At 41.2% G+C, this 19537-nt stretch carries 13 protein-coding genes; 4 read left to right on the top strand and 9 right to left on the bottom strand.

From position 1 onward, the window contains the following. Positions 1-9: 9 nt before the first annotated feature. From ACHWSC_RS01770 to ACHWSC_RS01760, 3 genes are all read left to right on the top strand, one after another. Positions 10-1173 (top strand): 2-isopropylmalate synthase, encoded by a 1164-nt coding sequence (locus ACHWSC_RS01770; protein WP_120335010.1) that lies wholly within the window; start codon positions 10-12, stop codon positions 1171-1173. Between the two features lie 213 nt (positions 1174-1386). Beyond that, positions 1387-2634, top strand: a complete 1248-nt coding sequence (gene ilvA / locus ACHWSC_RS01765) for a threonine ammonia-lyase IlvA (RefSeq protein WP_075994373.1) — start codon at positions 1387-1389, stop codon at positions 2632-2634. A 153-nt stretch (positions 2635-2787) separates the two neighbouring features. Then, positions 2788-3303, top strand: coding sequence for a DUF2911 domain-containing protein (locus ACHWSC_RS01760; RefSeq protein ID WP_394675588.1), 516 nt, complete (start codon positions 2788-2790; stop codon positions 3301-3303). A 136-nt stretch (positions 3304-3439) separates the two neighbouring features. On the opposite strand, the gene ACHWSC_RS01755 is transcribed toward ACHWSC_RS01760, so the two are convergent. The 9 genes from ACHWSC_RS01755 to ACHWSC_RS01715 all read right to left on the bottom strand — a co-directional run bounded on the left by ACHWSC_RS01755 (position 3440) and on the right by ACHWSC_RS01715 (position 18830). Beyond that, the gene (locus ACHWSC_RS01755) at positions 3440-5323 is read right to left on the bottom strand and encodes a sodium:solute symporter family protein (protein WP_394675587.1); all 1884 of its coding nucleotides are present in this window, start codon (positions 5321-5323) and stop codon (positions 3440-3442) included. Positions 5324-5365: 42 nt separating this feature from the next. Then, positions 5366-6163 carry an endonuclease/exonuclease/phosphatase family protein gene (locus ACHWSC_RS01750; RefSeq protein ID WP_394675614.1) on the bottom strand — a complete coding sequence of 266 codons (798 nt, stop codon included), beginning with the start codon at positions 6161-6163 and terminating at the stop codon, positions 5366-5368. Between the two features lie 213 nt (positions 6164-6376). After that, complete coding sequence (locus ACHWSC_RS01745) at positions 6377-7594, bottom strand: glycosidase (RefSeq protein ID WP_394675586.1); 1218 nt, start codon at positions 7592-7594, stop codon at positions 6377-6379. A 31-nt stretch (positions 7595-7625) separates the two neighbouring features. Beyond that, positions 7626-9446 carry an aryl-sulfate sulfotransferase gene (locus ACHWSC_RS01740; RefSeq protein WP_394675585.1) on the bottom strand — a complete coding sequence of 607 codons (1821 nt, stop codon included), beginning with the start codon at positions 9444-9446 and terminating at the stop codon, positions 7626-7628. 122 nt (positions 9447-9568) lie between these two features. Further along, positions 9569-10048 carry a hypothetical protein gene (locus ACHWSC_RS01735; protein WP_248932624.1) on the bottom strand — a complete coding sequence of 160 codons (480 nt, stop codon included), beginning with the start codon at positions 10046-10048 and terminating at the stop codon, positions 9569-9571. A 61-nt stretch (positions 10049-10109) separates the two neighbouring features. Further along, entirely contained in the window at positions 10110-11732 is a 1623-nt protein-coding gene (locus ACHWSC_RS01730; protein WP_394675584.1) for a RagB/SusD family nutrient uptake outer membrane protein, read from the bottom strand. A 35-nt stretch (positions 11733-11767) separates the two neighbouring features. Next, entirely contained in the window at positions 11768-14785 is a 3018-nt protein-coding gene (locus ACHWSC_RS01725; protein ID WP_394675583.1) for a SusC/RagA family TonB-linked outer membrane protein, read from the bottom strand. 477 nt (positions 14786-15262) lie between these two features. Further along, the gene (locus tag ACHWSC_RS01720; protein WP_075994380.1) at positions 15263-16132 is read right to left on the bottom strand and encodes an AraC family transcriptional regulator; all 870 of its coding nucleotides are present in this window, start codon (positions 16130-16132) and stop codon (positions 15263-15265) included. A gap of 295 nt (positions 16133-16427) precedes the next feature. Further along, entirely contained in the window at positions 16428-18830 is a 2403-nt protein-coding gene (locus ACHWSC_RS01715) for a prolyl oligopeptidase family serine peptidase (protein WP_394675582.1), read from the bottom strand. 461 nt (positions 18831-19291) lie between these two features. On the opposite strand from ACHWSC_RS01715, the gene ACHWSC_RS01710 reads away from it, so the two are divergent. Then, on the top strand, positions 19292-19525 hold the full coding sequence (locus tag ACHWSC_RS01710; protein WP_046673718.1) for a co-chaperone YbbN: 234 nt from the start codon (positions 19292-19294) through the stop codon (positions 19523-19525). Positions 19526-19537 lie beyond the last annotated feature (12 nt).

The raw sequence follows: 19537 nt of genomic DNA, 5'->3' as shown, positions 1-19537 counted from the left end.
TAAGAAATTATGTTACACGATCCTAATCATCTTTACATTTTCGACACCACCTTACGTGATGGCGAACAGGTACCAGGCTGCCAATTAACTACTCCAGAGAAAATTGAGATTGCTAAAGACTTGGAAAAACTAGGGGTAGATATTATCGAAGCCGGTTTCCCAGTGTCTAGCCCTGGTGATTTTCAGTCGGTGGTAGAATTATCTAAAGCGGTGAACGATGTTATTATATGTGCATTAACCCGTGCCAATCAAAACGATATTGACGTAGCTGCCGAGGCATTAAAATATGCCAAACGCCCACGTATCCATACCGGTATTGGTTCTTCGGACATGCATATCAAATATAAATTCAACAGCACAAGAGAAGAAATTTTAGAACGTGCTGTTGCGGCTGTAAAACATGCCAAATCCTATGTGGAAGATGTCGAGTTTTATGCAGAAGATGCTGGTCGCGCAGACTTGGAATTTCTAGCTAAAATGGTTGAGTCGGTGATTGCGGCTGGTGCTACGGTGGTCAACATCCCTGATACAAACGGTTATTGTTTACCTGACCAATATGGTTCAAAAATCAACTACCTAAAGGAGAATGTACGCAATATCGATCAGGCAATTATTTCCGCACATTGTCACAATGACCTAGGACTTGCAACAGCAAATTCTATCGCTGCCATTCAAAATGGAGCCCGCCAGGTAGAATGTACGATCAACGGCATCGGTGAACGTGCCGGAAACACGTCGCTTGAAGAAGTAGCCATGATCCTTAAAGTGCACAACCAGTCGTTTGGAAGCTTAACATCCAACATCGATAGCCGCATGTTTACGTACTTATCGCGCAAGGTAAGTGAAATGATGAACATGCCTGTCCAACCGAATAAAGCGATCGTTGGCCGTAATGCCTTCGCGCATAGCTCGGGTATTCACCAAGATGGTTTCCTAAAACACCGCGAAAACTATGAGATCATCAGACCAGAAGATGTTGGTTTGATTGAAGCTGATATTATTTTAACTGCACGTTCAGGAAGACATGCCCTTAAACACCATTTGGAGCGTTTAGGCTTCCATCTTGAAAAAGATGATTTAGCAGATTGCTATCAACGTTTCTTGGTTTTAGCCGACGAAAAGAAAAATATTTGTGATGATGACCTAAAAAGCCTCATCCAGGAAAAAATATAAAACAAAGGAAGGCTGCAGATGCAGCCTTTTTTTATCATAAGTACATTTTTTAAAAGGATCCATATGACGCCTAGCTGATTATTATTTTAGCATGTGTTCAGACGGTCTTCCATTCAAAATCAACTAAATTTAAACACTGTATAGGTAGAATCTCTCATATAACAGCGAATATCTGCGTTTTATTTGCTACCTTAACTAGGCAATCATCTAACAATGAATCTATCAACCTTAAACATCAATTCAGAAGCTACACTTGACCGCATCAAGTCTGTGGTCAACAGAACACCGCTTCAATATAATCGGCATCTGTCCGAAAAATACGGTGCCGAAGTCTATCTCAAACGGGAAGATTTACAAGTCGTACGTTCCTATAAATTACGCGGTGCCTACAATAAAATTATCTCCTTAACAGCGGAAGAGCGACAACGCGGCGTTGTATGTGCGAGTGCAGGTAACCACGCCCAAGGCGTTGCTTTCTCCTGCAATAAACTCGACATCAAAGGTGTGATATTTATGCCGGGTCCGACACCACGCCAAAAGATCTCACAAACGGAAATGTGGGGTAACGGTAATGTAGAGATTATCTTGACCGGAGACACTTTTGATGACTGTCAAAAAGCGGCGTTGGCTTACACAGAAGAGCATGGCATGACTTTCATCCCGCCATTTGATGATCTCAAAGTTGTGGAAGGACAGGGTACTGTGGCCGTTGAAGCTTTACAAGATCTTCCCGATATGGATGCCATATTTATCCCAATTGGTGGCGGTGGACTTGCCGCGGGAGCAAGCTATTACCTGAAGAGTAAAAACAAAGCAATCAAATGTTATGGTGTTGAACCCGAAGGAGCTCCTTCTATGCAAGCGGCTTTGACACATGGCGCACCGATCGAGCTCGAGCATATCAACAAATTTGTTGATGGAGCCGCCGTTAAAAAAATCGGTGCAACGACATTTGAAATTGCCAAACAATTGTTGGATGATACACGCTCTATTCCTGAAGGAAAGATCTGTACCTGCATCCTAGAGCTGTATAATAAGGATGCAATTGTCGTTGAGCCCGCGGGTGCTTTATCGGTAGCTGCTCTTGAATTTCACAAAGATGAAATTAAAGGCAAGAAAGTCGTCTGTATCATATCCGGTGGAAACAACGATATCGACCGCATGAGTGAAATCAAAGAATTGTCTCTGCTTTACGAAGGATATAAACATTATTTTATCGTTCGTTTCCCACAACGCCCGGGTGCATTAAAACTCTTCGTTTCTGAAGTATTGGGACCTAAGGATGATATTACCCGTTTTGAGTTTATCAAAAAAACAGAACGCGAAAGAGGTCCAGCGCTAGTCGGCATTGAGCTCAACAAGCCTGAGGATTACGAAACATTGATTGAACGCATGAAAGAATATAAGTTTGATGTCATTGAAATCAACAAAGACCAGACACTATTTGAATATCTTGTTTAAATAATAGGTATAAATGAAAAAAGCCAGTGATTCATATCCTGGCTTTTCTCGTTTATATAACCAAAATACCTCATCCAAAGTCTTCAAAAAAAACTAACAATTCCATAATTTAAAAATCTTATATTTAATTGTTTAATCAATAATATACGCAAAATGAGAGTACTAATTTTAACAATCCTGACCTTAATAGGTCAACTTACCTTTGCTCAGACCGACAAAAGTAAACGCCCAAGTCCTCCAGACAACACCAAGGTAACCACCACCGACGGTGTCACGATTGACATTAATTATAGCCGCCCTTCATTGAAAGGCCGTCAGCTTGGTGTTGATATCGCTCCTATTGGCATTGTATGGCGCACTGGAGCGAATGAAGCAACCACCATCGAATTTAATAAAGATGTATTGGTTGAAGGCAAGAAATTAGCCGCTGGAAAATATGGTCTTTACAGTATCCCTGGAGAACACGAAACAACGATTATGTTCAATAAAGTGTGGAATCAGTGGGGAACAAAATATGATGCCAACGAAGATGCGCTCCGCGTCTCCGTAAGCAACGCAACTGCAAGTACCTCACAGGAACAATTTAAGATCAACGCTACTCCGCAAGGCACTGTCTCCTTGGAATGGGGACAGTATGTTGTTCCATTTACGGTAAAAGCAAGCAAATAAACTCATTATTCATGTAATCGGTATGGTACGATCGAACGATTTTTTAATCAAACAATAGGCCTTCCGATTACATGATTCTTATTCTCTTTCAGCTCTATTTTAAATTTCAGCTCTATTTTAAAGACTTATTTGCTTATCAATCCGCTTTATTCATCCCATATTTCGTCATAAAAGCAGTATATTCCACTTCATCCTGACACATCTTATCATACCAGTTCTTTTTGAGAATCAGCGTGGTAATACCCAATATCAGTATGCTGGTCAGTAGGCCCTGTCCCTGTTGAATGACAATATACATCGGAATTAAGGTCAAACAGCATTGCCATATAATCCCCACCCCAACATTAAATAGATCGCGCTTAAAGTGATTGTTCGCTTTAAGATCGGGGTATTTCTCCAACGCTTTTTGGTGAATTGGTCCCCAAAATCCCCAGGGGCGAACACGAACATAAAAATCAACCAACACCGATTCCTCAGTTGGCTTAGATAACCATGTTCCAAACAAGCAGCCCAGTAAAGATAGGACAAACAAAAAGGGGAAATAATAAAGCGGCAAAGTATGTGGGAAAAACTGAGGCAGAATAATCGCGCCGAATATACCTGTCAACATTCCCCAAAAAAATCCGGTCCCATTAAATCGCCACCAATGCCACTTAAGCACATTCGCGGCAATATATCCACCGTAGAGTGCCGAAACGATCCACTGTAGTACCGAATTGATGTTTTGGACATATAATCCGATGATCGTGCTACATACAACCACAGACACAGAAACAATATAACTCAAACGAATCTGTTTTTTAGGCGAAGCCGAACGATAAAAAAATTTCAGCAAGACATCATTGACCAAATACGCTTGCGCCGCATTTATCGTTGAAGCAAAAGAAGACATAAACGCCGCCAGAAGCCCTGCTAATAATAAACCTGTCAATCCAACCTTCCCAAAACGACTAATTGCTTTGGGTAAAATGATCTCGAAATCCATATGGCTTCCCATCGCCGTAAATTCGTCCCGAAAGAACACAAGCGCTAACACCGTAAAGCCCATGATCATCAGATAACGTGGGATCAGCAAGATAACAGATACCGAACCGCTCATTAATGCGGCCTCCTTTGGTGACCTGCAAGCAAGAATCTTTTGCATATCATAGTTGGCCGCGGGCCCGGCCATACTCATGAAAATACCTTTGAAAAGCATCATCATCACAAATATGGTAAACAGGTTATATTGATCATCGGCTATTCTATCCATAATAGAAGGAAGTACCTTACTCCAGTCCATGTCCAAATGCCAGCCAAAGAAGGGAGAGTCCCATCCCGCGGGTGTATTGGCGGCCAACAAGTCAGGACTTACCTGCTGCATTGCAATCACTGCGATTGCAATGCCAGATACAATCATGATTCCGAACTTCACCATATCTGCCCAAACGATACTATGCATGCCGCCAAGCATGACATAAAATGTCGTAATAGCGGTAAAAAATATGCCATATACCTGGGGAACATACATCGGGTCAATAGTTAACGGAATGAACCGCGAAAGCTGTTCCCAGGGGAAGAATACCTCCATAAATTTACCGATTCCAATAAATCCATAACATAGAAAACCCAATACCGCTACAATAGCGTATAAAATGACGATGGTGTAAGCTCCGTCTGCACCCTTACCATGCCCAAAACGGGTTCGGATCCATTCAGCTCCCGTCAACACATTTGAACGCCGCAGCCATACCGAAAGGTAAACCATCAGGAAAATCTGATTAAAGACAGGCCATAACCAAGGAATCCACATGCTCTTGAGGCCGTAGACAAAGGCGAGATAAACCATCCACATCGTGCCCGAAATATCGAACATCCCCGATGCATCAGAAATACCAAGCATATAGTAAGGAAGTGACTTCCCTCCCAAGAAATAAGAGTCGAGATCCTTAGAAGCTCGTTTTTTAAGAATCAGGCCAATGACAATCATCGTCAGCAAATAACAGACAATGATCACTATATCTATTACGGAAAGTTCCATGAATATTCTTCTCGTGGTCAACCGCAATCTACAATTATATTTCTACTTCTCCAATTGGCCAATCACGACCGAAACTGGGTAATGATCTGATATTCCTTCGAGATCAGGACCATTGTGCACTTCGACCTGCTGAACCAAAGGCGACAATCGCTCCGACAATAAGATATAATCAAGTCTTTCCGACACTTCAGCTAACCGGCTATCGCCCCAATTCCAACCATAAAGTGTGGCTGTTGGGAAACTGACACGCTTATTTTCTGGAAATACCATACGTCCAATACAATCATCAAAACCTACAGCAATAAAAGTCGACAGCACACTATAGTCAAAATACTGGCCACGCATATTGCCATATTCTGGATGCGCTTGATCCCAATTCGACAAATTCTTTCTCAGTGGTGCTTTGTGTTCCAGCCAAATTGCATCCAATGGGGAATAAGCGTTGAGATCCCCCAGGATCATACAGTTATTCAAGGAATTACTTTTGATATAATCCACAATCTGCTGTGCTTCTTTTAATCGATACTTCCAGGAAAAAGGACTGAGATGCGTGACAATGAAGTCGATATCTTTAATTCTAACATGCAGCATACCATGCCAAACCCCATCTACCTGAGCTTTGATCAAGGTAATCGGATACCGGGATGTAATCCCTACCGGATAGCCCTTCTCCTTGAGTAAGACGCTGTAATGATGTCCGTAGGATTCGGCCAGCTGTTTAAGATCGGCCTGTTTAAAATCAACCAGTTCTTCCAAAGCAACAATATCGGGTTGCTGCTGTTCCATCCAATGGACAAATTTATCCGTTTTTGCTTTCGTATGTTCAAATCCATTCCAGATATTCTAAGAAATTATCTTTAGCGGTTGATCGGCCTGAGATTTCACTGTCAAACACAGCAAGAGTAAAGCAATCACCCCATAAAACTTGATCAGATTTTTCATTTGTATACTCCTAAATATCGATTTTATAACTAACAATAAGCTTTATATAACTAACGACAAGCCGGGCTATGCGATCTAAAATAGAAGGTCGGCTTTCAATTTCACATCCTATTATCGGGCTCGTTTCACATCGTTTCGGGAACAAATTTCAGATTCCATGGTATATAGCGCATTGCGACCAATAAGCTGGAGGACATTGTCAACCGAGGTTGCCGAGCGAAGGCCGTCAGGGGCTGTATTTAGGCAATAATCCAAAAGCCGGTCAACCGAAGATACCGCAACATGCATTCGTGTATCACTCGATGCGTAGTAGATATAAACCATACCATTGGCATTCATGATCCAACCGTTAGAAAACAACACATTGGAAACATCACCGATCCGTTCTTCTCCCTCCGGAGCCATCAGATAACCCGCAGGCTCTGCGATCAATTGGCTTGGATCATCCAGACTGGTCAGATAAATATAGAGTACATAGCGTAAGCCTGCAGCCGTGCCACGCACGCCATGGGCGAGGTGCAGCCAACCTTTCGCCGTTTTTAAAGGTGCAGGTCCCTCACCATTTTTCAGCTCTTTAATGGTATGATAAAAACGTTTGTTGATAATTTGTTCTTCAACAACAACGGCATTTTTAATATCATCAATCAATGACCATCCAATTCCGCCACCACGTTTTGCTAGGATAAAATCATCTTGTGGTCGTGTATAGAGGGCATATTTCCCCTGTACAAATTCGGGGTGCAATACGACATTTCGTTGTTGACTACTCGCTTTCAAATTGGGTAAACGCTCCCAGTGCTTCAAATCTTTGGATCGAATGATCCCTGCAGAAGCAACGGCACTAGAGAGATCCCCAGGAGCAGCTGCTGCATCGCGTTTTTCACTGCAAAAAATACCATACACCCAACCGTCTTCATGAGCAGTCAGCCGGATATCATATACATTTGTTTCCTCTTGATCCAAATCCGGAAGAACCAATGGCTGATCCCAAAAACGGAAATTATCCACCCCATTTTCACTTTCTGCTATCGCAAAAAATGATTTCCGATCTGCCCCTTCAACGCGAACAAACAACAGATACTTTCCTTGCCAGTATAGTGCCCCCGCATTCATTGTTGAATTGAAGGTGATTCGCTCTAGAAAAAGCGGGTTTGTCAATGGATTAAAATCATAACGCCAGGTCAAGGGGATATGTTCTTTGGTAACAACAGGATATAAATAACGCTTAACAATTTTTCCTGGATTAGACAGTTCAACATTGGCTCTTTCCAATAATAAGCGTTGTGATTCGATAATATAAGCTTGCTGACGTTCAAATGATTCGGCCATAAATTTAGTTCAGTTCAAAAAAATAGTTACTTTACAAGTTTTCGGGATAAAGCGGCATACGTGTCACACGATGGAATGCTGTACCGCTACCAGTAGCGACCTCAAGATCGAATATCACTTCCTTTGTTTTCGGATCAATCTCCACAACACGTCCGCCTGAACCAATAGAAGTTGCTACCCCCATACCCGGACAAAATAAAACATGTCCAGTTTGCCCCAAATATTGCACGCCCGAAATGGCCTGTGAAAAGCCTTGCGTACCGCGATCTTTTCCATAAGACCATACTTGCTGTACCGTTCTATTGGTCAGGTCAACCTTATATTCCACCACCCGGCTATAGCTTTTCACCCCGGGAGCAAAATTTGATTTCCATTGCCGGTTATACCCATTGTCGAAAACTAAAATACGATCCTTGCTCAATGCAACCGGTGTATGTGGACCCCAAGGCCAGTCAAAACCTGCAACCGCAGCATCCCCATTGATCACTGCTGGGTCTGTAATTGCTGTACCATCTTCGGCAATTGGCTTCAACAACAAGGGCTGATATTTGGCTCCCCAATTTTTATGTGGTGATATAATCCATTGCGTCATTCCTGAGTGATTGAAGCTGAAAATCCCCTGATAACGTGCCGTGGCCAATAAATCTTCGCCAATTTCTGTAATTGAATTATTATGCGCCCAGTTATTGGGGCTTTGCGAAAATGCTGGCGGTGTTATGCCATCGGGCTTGATATAACGCGTTGTATCAAGTTGCTTGGCAAGATCCCATTCATTGACTAAGACACCTGTTTGTGGATTCAATTCGATGATAAAGTCGTTAATACGTGGTTCGCCATTAGTTAAACGCGCCGCAACTTTGGTTACATTGATCAAGAAATTACCATTGGCAGCTTCACTAACCTCATGGTGAAATCCATACCCCAGTTTCCCCAGATCCCACTGATTGATCAGATTTCCAAAAAGATCAATTTCAACGACACGTTGTTGAGACTGGTCACCCGAAATAAAGGTCCCTTTTTTGGTCCGCTTAAGACCTATCGATCCGGAAAACTTCTGTAAATCAGGTGATTTTTTCAACAGCAACAACCAACGCAATTCCCCCTCGTTATCAATCATATAAGGTAAAGAAGTATCTAACTCACTCTGACCGGGATAACTCACCAAATTGATCCCAGGTTCCATTTTCTCGGTTTGCCCTTTGACAATCTTCCATTGGGGAAAGTCTTGCACTGTTAGAGCTTGTGTGATAATATGTATCGTCGTGCTACCGCGCTCGTTGCCTTCCCGGTCAGTAAAAGCAAGATCGACCACATTATCATAATCGGCATATAAGCCTAATATCGGCACGTTTTGACGTGGTGTATCATCGTTACATAAATGCGTAATAGTACCCAGTTTGCTATGCTTACCACGTACAGTTACCCGTACACGACCATAGGTCGGTAGCCATACATTTACCATGGCCGACAGTGGATTATAACCAGAAGGATCCCGTTTAATATTTTCAACAATAAAATCGAGCGAAGTACCTTTGGTAGGTACCTCCACCTCCGATCCGTCGCTAAAGGAGAGTTTTGTACGCCAATGTGCCAGATCAGAAGTTATCTTGAGGATATCCTTTACGGGGACATTTACGGCTCCCTTCTCAAAGTTGAAAACATACTCTAGTGTATGCTGATTGACATCAAGCAACAATTCTCCTGCATCGATTTTGGATGTCAATGCCAGCTTGGAAGATAATTCATTCGTTGTTTCCCGATCTTTCTTACAGGAAAAAAACAACAGAAAAAAGCATATAAGTGGCAAAATCAAAGTACTGAAAAATCTACCCATCCGTTGTACTGCAATCATACATATTATTGTTTAAAAGAAATTTTAAAAAGTATTCCGGCAGAGGCATCTACTCCCCTACCGGAAAAAACTAACACTCAACTGTGGAATCGAGAATAAATTTTTATGTGTATGCCAAGCTCTTAGTGATTTGCACAGAAAGGATAACCACTAGCTTGACTAGCAAGTATACATATGATGGAAAATTGGTCATAATCATTAAGTTGATAATTCCCGAAGTTCGACTCCGGCCCCCCACATTTAGATCCCTTCATTGGCAATCCATAAAGATATTGGCCAGAATTCGATCCTAAAAAGAACCCTTCAACTTCGTAAGTTCCTGCTGGAATGTTCGTATAAAAGTTAACACCAGGCGCAATAGGATAATACAAAGTCATCACTATATTTCCATTTTGTTTAAGATAAACACCACAATTAGGTAATGCCGTACCGGTTGAATTATTAAGGTTTATAGAAACTGTATTAGCAAATACAAGCTTCTTTGTTTTTACATAATCCTTGCTATTTGTATTATTTTCATTTTCAATAAGTTTAGGAACAGAATAGCTACTTGCAACAAAAGCCATACAACACAATAAACATAATGTCAGATAATTTTTCATAATACTTTACAATTTTAATGATCGGTAAATTTATACGGATTAAGATTTTGACTATACTTCTTTATCGCCACAACGGATGCTGCTGAATCTTGGTGTTGGTATTAATTTCACCCTCTGGCAAAGGCAGATAATAATGCTTTGGTTGAAACTCGGCGGCACCTTGCTTTTTATTATCTACAAAAATCTGCTTCATTTGAGCATAAGGATACCAGCGTTTTAAATCGAAGAAACGATGACCTTCAAAGAAAAACTCAAGTTCGTTCTGGTGAATAATCTCTTTCATCAAATCATCCGCGTTGGTCCAAGTTTTATTGGCTAATCCTGCACGATCGCGAACGCGTTTCAAACTAGAAGCTGCCCCGGCAGTGTTACCATTCTTAGCACATGCCTCTGCATGTAAAAGTAGTACTTCTGCAAAACGTAGCAGACGGAAGTTATTGTTTGTATTTGCGGCGTCGTACATACTGTTAGCTCCGGATACATTTCTAAAGAAGTTGGTGTATTTCTTGATCAAGAATCGTCCAGGCTTATTATCTATCATCGGATACACAAGACCTGGATTTGCTGAAATTTTAGCCATAGACTCTGACCACAACTTATCAAAAGAAAGATTGCCGAACCAAGCGCCGTCTGTAAGACCAGTTTCATAGTCCGAATATTTCCAGTAGAAGCTCGTATACATCCGTTTGTCAAAACGACTATCTGATCCACTTGGGCGCTCCTCTGCGATAAAATCGCGAACAACGGAAATACCGGGCACCAACTTAAACCAAGCCCCTGTACCTGCCGGTCCCGCAAAATTGGGAATGATAAATCCTTGACGACTATTGGGATTCTCTGCCCCCCAAATACCATCTGAACCATATTTACCATCATATACCAATTCCCAAACGGATTCTTTATTTAACTTTGTATTGTCTTTAAAATTATCTTCGAAATTTTCGACAAGATCATAGTTATAAGGGGCAGTTAACAGCGTCTTCAATTCTGTTTCGGCTTCCCCGTATTGTTTAGTATACACCAATGACTTTCCTAAAAAGGCAATCGCTGCTCCTTTAGTCACTCGACCTGCTTCTGCTGCTGGACGTGTAACAGGTAAATTTTCTTTTGCAGCCTTGAAGTCCGCGATCACTTGTTTCCAGATATCAGCTTCAGCTGTCGATGGTTTGTTTTCGGGATCAACATCTGCGGGAACCAACAATAACGGTACATCGCCATAATTGGAAGCCAACAAAAAGTAATATACGCCCCGTAAAAAAGTAGCCTCGGAAATCAGCTCCTTTCTCTTTGCTTCGTCCATGGAAACTTTCCCAATATTATAGAGAAGCACATTGGCTCGATTAATACCATTATATAAACTTCCAAAATCACTTCCTCCAGTTCCCGGAGTATTTAGAAAGGTTGCATATTCCCATGTAAATCTTTCTTCACCTGCAAGGAACCAAACATCATCAGCACGATTCATCGTCTGCCATCCCGTATAGGCGCCATAATACCCTTCCATTTGCCCACGGATAGGTGAATAAACGGTTGCCATTGCCGCCTGTACTTCCGCTTCATTCGACCAGAAAATCTCCGACACCGGTTTGTTTGGGTTCGTACGATTGAGAAAATCTTTGCTGCAGCTTCCCATCAAAAGAAGAACGGCTGCTGCTGCTGTATATTTTTTAATTGAAATCTTCATTATTTTAATTTTAATTGTAAACTTCCTGTAATCCACTAGAAATTAGCCTGTATACCAAACATAATAGTTCGCGCCAGCGGATACCGACCATGATCTGTACCAGCCGTCATTACTCCTGTCTGGCCGACCCCATTATCGTTATTGCTTGGACCTAAATCAGGGCTATAACCTTTATATTTTGTTACGGTAAACAGGTTGTCAGCAGCCAAATAAATACGTGCATTTTTCAAGGTTACTTTATTCAACCAAGTATTAGGTAGTGTATAACCCAATTCTATTGTTTTTAAACGGAAGAACGCACCGCTTTCCAACCAGCGGTCACTGACGCGACGTACGTTACCATTGGGATCCTCACGCGTATAACGCGGGATATCGGTATTGGTATTACTTGCTGTCCACGAATTCAAAAGACTGGTAGAATAATTATGCACCTCACTTGTGCTCTCTATTCTAGCACGCGTATAATTGTATATTTTGTTACCGTACATACCATCAAAGAAGAACGCAAAATCAACGCCTTTATAATCCAGTCCACCACGGATACCGTAGGCTAATGAAGGATAAGGACTGCCCATGTATTGACGATCGTTGTTATCGATCTTTCCATCGCCATTGTAGTCAACGAACTTAATGTCCCCAGCTTTGGCCGAAGGTTGGATTACAGTACCATTCCCCGATTTATAGGCTTGTACTTCAGCATCTGACTGGAACAATCCATCCGTTTGGATCAGCCAAAAACCGCCAATGGGATAACCAACTTTAGCCCAACTAATTACACCTTCACCCTGTGGATTATACCCCTCAAACTCCTGCTTATTTCCTACGGTAATCGCTTTCATTTTATTTTTAACGGCCGAAGCGTTGACACCGATATTGTAATTTACCTCACCAATTGCATCGCGATAGCTCGCTAAAAACTCGAAACCCTTGTTACTGATAGTACCCGCATTCATTACTGGTGAACCCGATTTTCCTGCAGAAGGTGGTTGGTTGATTGACAACAAGATATCTTTCGTATTTCGAACATAATAATCTGCACTGATTCTTAGCTTACTTTGTAAAAAAGCCAGGTCAACACCGAGGTTGCTCGTCTCGGTCTCTTCCCAAGTTAGATTAGATGGCGAAACCCAGCTCGTTCCAGGGATTGCTCCTTGCCACCACGCTCCACCTTGAATATAGTTAATACCGTATCTCGTAACATTTTGTGTCGTATAATTGGCAATCTCCTGATTACCCAAGCGACCATAAGTTGCCCGGATTTTGAATTCATTGACTGAATTTTTCGCCTTTTCAAAAAAGCTTTCGTTCATGATATTCCAGCCCAGAGCCACCGATGGGAAAACCCCATAGCGATGTCCATTATCAAACTTCGAAGATCCGTCTCGACGAACCGTTGCCGTAAATAGATAACGGTTATCATACGTATACATCACACGACCAAATTGCGATATCATGGATGCTTCCTGCAGACTTCCTGAAGTTGATTGCTCTGCTGGTGATGCTGCATCAATTGCATCCGTGCCTGCTGGAATATCAAGTCTCTTGGCACCAAATCCCCTATTCGAGTTTTCCTGAGAGGAGTAACCGGCCAATAAGGAAATCGTATGCTTATCAAAAGTATTGTCGTAATGTAAGGTATTTTCAATCAGCCACTGATTATTGAAGAAAGCGCTTTCATTCAGCGAAGATTGCAAAACGGCAGTACCATCGGGACGTCGATCCGATTTGTTATAATTTCTTCCTGTGGTTCTATTAATCCCTACATTCAATCTATATTTTAATCCTTTTACAAAAAGATCTGCCTCCGCATATCCATTGAGCATGATATCTGTCTGATAGACATGATTCGTATTGAGATTTAAATTACCAACGGGATTATCCAAATTTTTCATCCATGGTGCATAGGTTGAATATCCACCGACAACATTGGCATCATAAACCGGTAATAACGGATTTTGACGCAGGATATCTGTGATTACCAAATTGGCATATTGGCGATCACCCGATTTAATCAAGAAAGTATTTCCAACACGGAGATGATCATTGAAAAAGTTAAAGGTATTTTTGCTGCGTACATTGAAAGATTCATAACCCGTTGTTTTCAAAATACCTTTTTGATTCAGATACCCTCCGGAAACACTATAGGTCGATCGATCGCCACCACCAGCAACATCCAGATTGATCTTATTCACGGGTGCTGTTTGAAACACTTCATCTTGCCAGTCGGTATTCGCATTGAAGTCTTTGGCTTGTACTGGTAGATATCCCTTTTCGTCCACAAATTTTTTCCATTGCGGTCCATCCATCAAGCTCATTTTTTTGGGTAGACTTTGCACCCCAGTATAAGCATTTAAACTCAACGTGGCTGGACTTGCCCTTTTACCGCCCTTCGTTGTAATAATCACCACCCCATTAGCCGCACGAGAACCATAAATAGCTGCTGCTGATGCATCTTTTAACACTTCCAATGAAGCGATATCATTTGGATCTACCGTATTGATATCGCCAAATACACCATCAATCACATATAAAGGATTAGTGCTGCCCATCGAACCTATACCACGAATATTGATATTCATTCCTGCTCCTGGCGATCCACCAGCATTTGACACACTCACCCCAGCAACGCGCCCCTGTAAAGCGCCAGCAGCACTTTTAGCTAAATTCGATTGCAGATCCTTGCCCGTCACGGATGCCACTGCACCGGTCAAATCACTTTTTTTCACCGTACCATAGCCGATCACCACAACTTCATCTAATTCCGTACCCGACTGAAGTATAATACTATAGGTTGATGCATCATTGACAAGCACCTCCTGCTCCTTCATTCCCACGTAGGTAATTTTTAAGGTTTTGCCTTTCGCAACATCAAGTGTAAAAGAACCATCGGCATCTGTTTTCGTTCCGCTGGCGCTCCCCTTGATATTGACCGTAGCTCCTGCCACTGGCTTATTATCCGCATCGAGGACTTTGCCCCTCACCTTTTGGGATTGCTGTGCAAAGGCTAAGCTCCCATAAGTGGAAAGTAAGAGTAGTAAAGCTGTTTTTCTCATATTGTGTGTATTTAAGGTTTACAATAAATAGATGGTTTGTATAATATGTCTATACTTAATTGGTATTCTTCTATTGGTTTGTTTGACGAAATTAGAGAAAAGGAGATGCCGTAAATAGCAAGATCAACTCATTTGTATTGTACTTTTCATTCATATTTCTCCTGGGAAAAACACAAAAATGTCAACACAAACGATTGCGCAAAATAGAAATAACAATAAAATAGGAAAAAAAATGAGGCAACAGAACAACACCATAAACAACTCAAAAACAGTATATTAAAAATTAATAAAGATCATTTTATTGAACTTTAAACTCACTTGTATTGAATTATCTAGCAAGAGGAATAGGGGTAATCAATAACTAAATAGCGTTTAAACGCCACCATATTCACGGAATGGTTGACTTTGTTTAGATAGACGTATATAGATCTTTCGTCTATCTAAAAAAGCGAAATGAGAAAGGAAAAAAGAAAAAAACTAGATGATCATCTGTTGCTTGCGAAGGCTATTTCTATATTCGACGGGAGTGAGGTCTTTTTTCTTTTTAAATACACGGTAGAAATACGAAACGCTGTTAAAGCCACATTGTTCGACAATATCAGCAATTAAGGTTTCTTCTTTCAGTAGTCGCACTGCCATATTGATCCGAAAATCAAGCAGATAATCGGTAAAATTCATCCCTGTAGTCGATTTCAGAAAACGGGAAAATGTTGATTTGCTCATGTTCATCACCGCGGCAACCATCGGAAGGCTCAATTCTCTATTTACATGGGTAACGATATATTCCTGCAATCGTCCCATCATCAATTCACTATTGCTCAACACTGTATTGGTCGCAGTAGATAGTACACGGATATCTTCACCCTTAGACAGTTCATACAGCAACACCAAAAGTTTCATAACCGAATAGAATCCATCCCTTTCCAAAGTCAGTATGCGTAATAGCGGTAATACCCGATCTACTGTGTCTTTCCCAAAAACTACACCACGCGAAGCTTTGGATAATAACTGCTGTATACTTGCAAACTGCTTTTTATCCAGATACTGTTCAATTAATGAAGGATGAAACTGAATAGTGATCTCATGAATATCATTCGATTGGCAATCGCCATCTTTCCAGGCGTGTTCAAGCTCGGGGCTTGCAATGAGTACCAGATCCCGCTCTCCAATAGACTCTATCGAGTTGCCAATGATACGTTGTGCCCCCACAGCCCCCTCAACATAATTGAGCTCATATTCTGGGTGAATATGTACAGGAAACGTAAAGGAAGATTTTCTCCGATCGAAGACCACAAAGCAGTCATCGGAAGACAATGGCGATTTCTCTCTAAATATATCAGGTCTCATAATTGGATTTTCCCTCCAGTAAATTACCCAAACTTAAAAAAATAATATGTATAATCCACTGGTACTTCAGCACATTTTCCGGCTGTCCAACAGGAGCCTGCCAAAGTTGAGCCCCAACTTCGGGGTATCCAAATCAGATTAACGCAGATCAAATCGGGGCTGTTGCCCCATCTAAAAAGAATGAGCCCGATAAAATATCGAGCTCATCACATGAACAATTAATTTCTAACTTTGTACAACTTTTTGGCTGCATTGCATTTACAACAACCTCTTCATATTCTTTTCGATATTCACCTTATTTTTTAAGGTATTTTTCCAAAAATTGATCCTGCTCCCAAAGTAAATGGAAGATATTTTCCTTGGCGACATATCCATGTGCTTCGCGTGGTAAAATGACCATACGCACGGGAGCTCCCAAGTTTTTCAGGGCCTGGAAATAGCGTTCTGTCTGCAGGGTGAATGTTCCGGGATTATTATCGGCTCCGCCGTGAACCAACAAAAGTGGGGTTTTCATCCGATCAGCACTCACAAATGGAGACATGGTCATATACAAGGCTGGATCATCCCAGAAGTTTCGTTGTTCACTCTGAAAACCAAATGGTGTTAAGGTCCGATTGTATGCTCCAGAACGCGCTATTCCTGCGGCAAACAATTTTGAATTGGACAACAGATGTGCTGTCATAAACGCACCATAGGAATGCCCACCCACAGCAACTTTTTTCCGATCGATATAACCCAAATGATCTACCGCATCAATTGCAGCTTCGGCATTTGCCACAAGTTGTTCAATAAAGGTATCATTCGGTTCTTTTGTTCCCTCTCCAACAATAGGGAAGGCCGCATTATCCAATACAGCATAGCCCTTCGATACCCAGTAGATAAAAGAGCCATAACTTGGGAAGGTAAACTCCTTCGGATTGGCCGTGCTTTGTCCGGCTGTATTCTTGTCCTTATATTCCCGTGGATAAGCCCACATTAGCAGGGGCAACTTCTCTTTCTTCGTAAAATCATAACCGGCAGGTAAATATAATGTTCCGGAAAGTTCGACTCCATCCTTGCGCTTGTATTTTAAAATCTCTTTATGAACTTTTTCCAACGATTTAAATGGGTTTTCCAACGTGGTGAGCGTCACCTGTTTCCCCGATTTCATATTTTTCATGAAATAATTCGGATAAATGGATGCTGACTGAAGCGAAATGAGCAAATCACCTGTTTTAGGGTTTACAATTTGCGTGATACGCTCCTGTAGTTCAGATGCTGGAGCAGTGTAGATGCGTTTTTTCTTCAATGAATGCAGATCAAGCTCATCCACAAAAGGAAACTCGCCATTTTTAGTAAAACCCTTACCTACAAACAACGCCTTATCCTTATCTATATACATCGAATAAGTGCCTAAACTATTTTTTTCCATATACACATCTCCCGGATCATTATAGACGTCCTGACTGTTCCGGTCATGCAATAGTTTAGATTCTCCCGAGGAAGGATTCACCACAAAAGTTTTTGCATTTCTCGTATCATACCATTGCGAATTGATCAATGCATATTTATCATTCCCCCATGTTACACCAGCATAACGGTCTTTGATTTTAAAAATAAGCTTTCCCGCACCATTGTAAGGGTAAGATAAAGTATATAAGGCATCACGAAACTCCGCAGGTTTATTTGCATCCCCACCATCCAAGGCTTCTACATAAGCTAATGTAGCTGGCTGATCACTCCGCCAATGCCAGGCACGTTTTCCCGATCGTGTCGACGAAAAACCTTTCGGCATTACCTCTGTCAAGGCTGTCTCATTCACAAGCGCTATTTCCTTGCCCAATCGGTCATAAATACGAACCTGCTGTGGAAAAGACGAGACCGGAACTACGTAGGAATAAGGTTTTGTGATCGTCGTGATCATCACATACTCACCATCCGGAGAGAAACTGATCCCCGTATAAATGGCTTTATCTTTAAAGGAAGAAATCTTGCCGTCCAGATCTACAAGTTCAAGGTTGGATTGTACCAATGTTTCAAAATTCACTTCATCCTGCGGATTTTTAAGCAGATCTTGGTATGTCCTCAATTGGGACACCTTCCCATCACTCGTTGAGACAATAGGTCCTGTCGGCAAATCTTTTGAAGGATCCAACAGTGCCGCCCTATCCTTTGGCAGACTTGTTATTATTAAACCGGAAGAATTTCTCAGCCACTGAAATGGTGCTGTCAATGTTCCGTTCAAATTGTAAGCTGTCAACTGTTTGACATTTCGCGATGCAAGATCAATGACAAATAAGGCAGTTCCGCTTTCATTTGTATTGCTAAATGCCAAACGCTTATTGTCTGGAGAGAACACAAAATTGGCCATCGCCGCTTTTTCGGGCATCCCCGTGAAGTCGGAAAATTCCATATTTTGCCCTATTTTTTTCAAGGCAATCTTATCGAAAAAGATTGTCGAACTTTCCATGTTCGTCTTCGGATTAATCCGCAATCCAGCCAGTTTCATTTCTTCCTGGCCTAAGTCTGCCAGGCTTTTATACGTAGGCCGGAACGTAAATAACATCCAATTTCTATCGCTTGAAATCTTTATCTGAGGTGGGCGCACATAATCGGCTAAGGCTAAAATTTCAGTAGAGGGTTTTTGAAAGGTAATGTTTTCCTGCGCTTGCGTCTGTAGCGACGCTAGAAGCAAGAGACCATAGAATAGTTTCTTCATAAATTTATTTTTCAAATTAGGGCAAAATAAGGTAATAAAATTTTCATAAAAAAGCAAGCTTTGTAGCTTTTTTATGACAGTAAAATTAAACTTAAATCATTTGTAAAATAGTGGTAAAATTTACTAATTTAAAGTTATCCACATTTACAAAATTAAGATAATCAACAACTTACAAACACTAACCTGCAGCAAACGCATTCTCTAACAAACTTTTACCCAAAATGTGGAAAAGTCAAACTACCGCATCGAAAGAAAATATAAGATATTTGTTAAGCTAATGAAAGAATTGGCAACTCAACGAAGTTTTTAAGTATCGAAACACAGACTTTTCTTTTTGATGAATTGTCTATTTTAAATGGCCAGATGCACCTTAAATCTGGTCTCCCCGATTAAAATTGATACCATTAACTCCGTACCGAGTTTTTCTATAAAGATTGGAATAAAAAAATAAACAAGTAAACATGGCAAGAATTATCAAATTTGAGAAAAACGATTGTGCTCCTTGTGCACAAGTATCGGCTTATTTGGATCAAAAAGGTATCCAATATGAAACGGTTAATCCTTTTGATGAACCAGACTTGGCCGCAAGATTCAAAATCCGCACAGTTCCTACGGTAATTGTGTTGGAAAATGAAGAGATTCAACACCGTATCATTGGCTTTAAACCAGAGGAATTGGCTGCCATTGCACTTTAATAAATTCAGCGT

The organism is uncultured Sphingobacterium sp. (assembly GCF_964277905.1).
GTDB lineage: Bacteria > Bacteroidota > Bacteroidia > Sphingobacteriales > Sphingobacteriaceae > Sphingobacterium > Sphingobacterium siyangense.
This window is presented reverse-complemented; position numbering and strand designations above follow the sequence as displayed.

Bases quoted from the DNA above. Each gene is read 5' to 3' on its own strand.
- ACHWSC_RS01715 (WP_394675582.1), bottom strand. From the start codon at position 18,830: ATGAAGAAACTATTCTATGGTCTCTTGCTTCTAGCGTCGCTACAGACG.
- ilvA (WP_075994373.1), top strand. From the start codon at position 1,387: ATGAATCTATCAACCTTAAACATCAATTCAGAAGCTACACTTGACCGC.
- ACHWSC_RS01770 (WP_120335010.1), top strand. From the start codon at position 10: ATGTTACACGATCCTAATCATCTTTACATTTTCGACACCACCTTACGT.
- ACHWSC_RS01730 (WP_394675584.1), bottom strand. From the start codon at position 11,732: ATGAAGATTTCAATTAAAAAATATACAGCAGCAGCAGCCGTTCTTCTT.
- ACHWSC_RS01710 (WP_046673718.1), top strand. From the start codon at position 19,292: ATGGCAAGAATTATCAAATTTGAGAAAAACGATTGTGCTCCTTGTGCA.
- ACHWSC_RS01720 (WP_075994380.1), bottom strand. From the start codon at position 16,132: ATGAGACCTGATATATTTAGAGAGAAATCGCCATTGTCTTCCGATGAC.
- ACHWSC_RS01755 (WP_394675587.1), bottom strand. From the start codon at position 5,323: ATGGAACTTTCCGTAATAGATATAGTGATCATTGTCTGTTATTTGCTG.
- ACHWSC_RS01740 (WP_394675585.1), bottom strand. From the start codon at position 9,446: ATGATTGCAGTACAACGGATGGGTAGATTTTTCAGTACTTTGATTTTG.
- ACHWSC_RS01735 (WP_248932624.1), bottom strand. From the start codon at position 10,048: ATGAAAAATTATCTGACATTATGTTTATTGTGTTGTATGGCTTTTGTT.
- ACHWSC_RS01760 (WP_394675588.1), top strand. From the start codon at position 2,788: ATGAGAGTACTAATTTTAACAATCCTGACCTTAATAGGTCAACTTACC.
- ACHWSC_RS01725 (WP_394675583.1), bottom strand. From the start codon at position 14,785: ATGAGAAAAACAGCTTTACTACTCTTACTTTCCACTTATGGGAGCTTA.
- ACHWSC_RS01745 (WP_394675586.1), bottom strand. From the start codon at position 7,594: ATGGCCGAATCATTTGAACGTCAGCAAGCTTATATTATCGAATCACAA.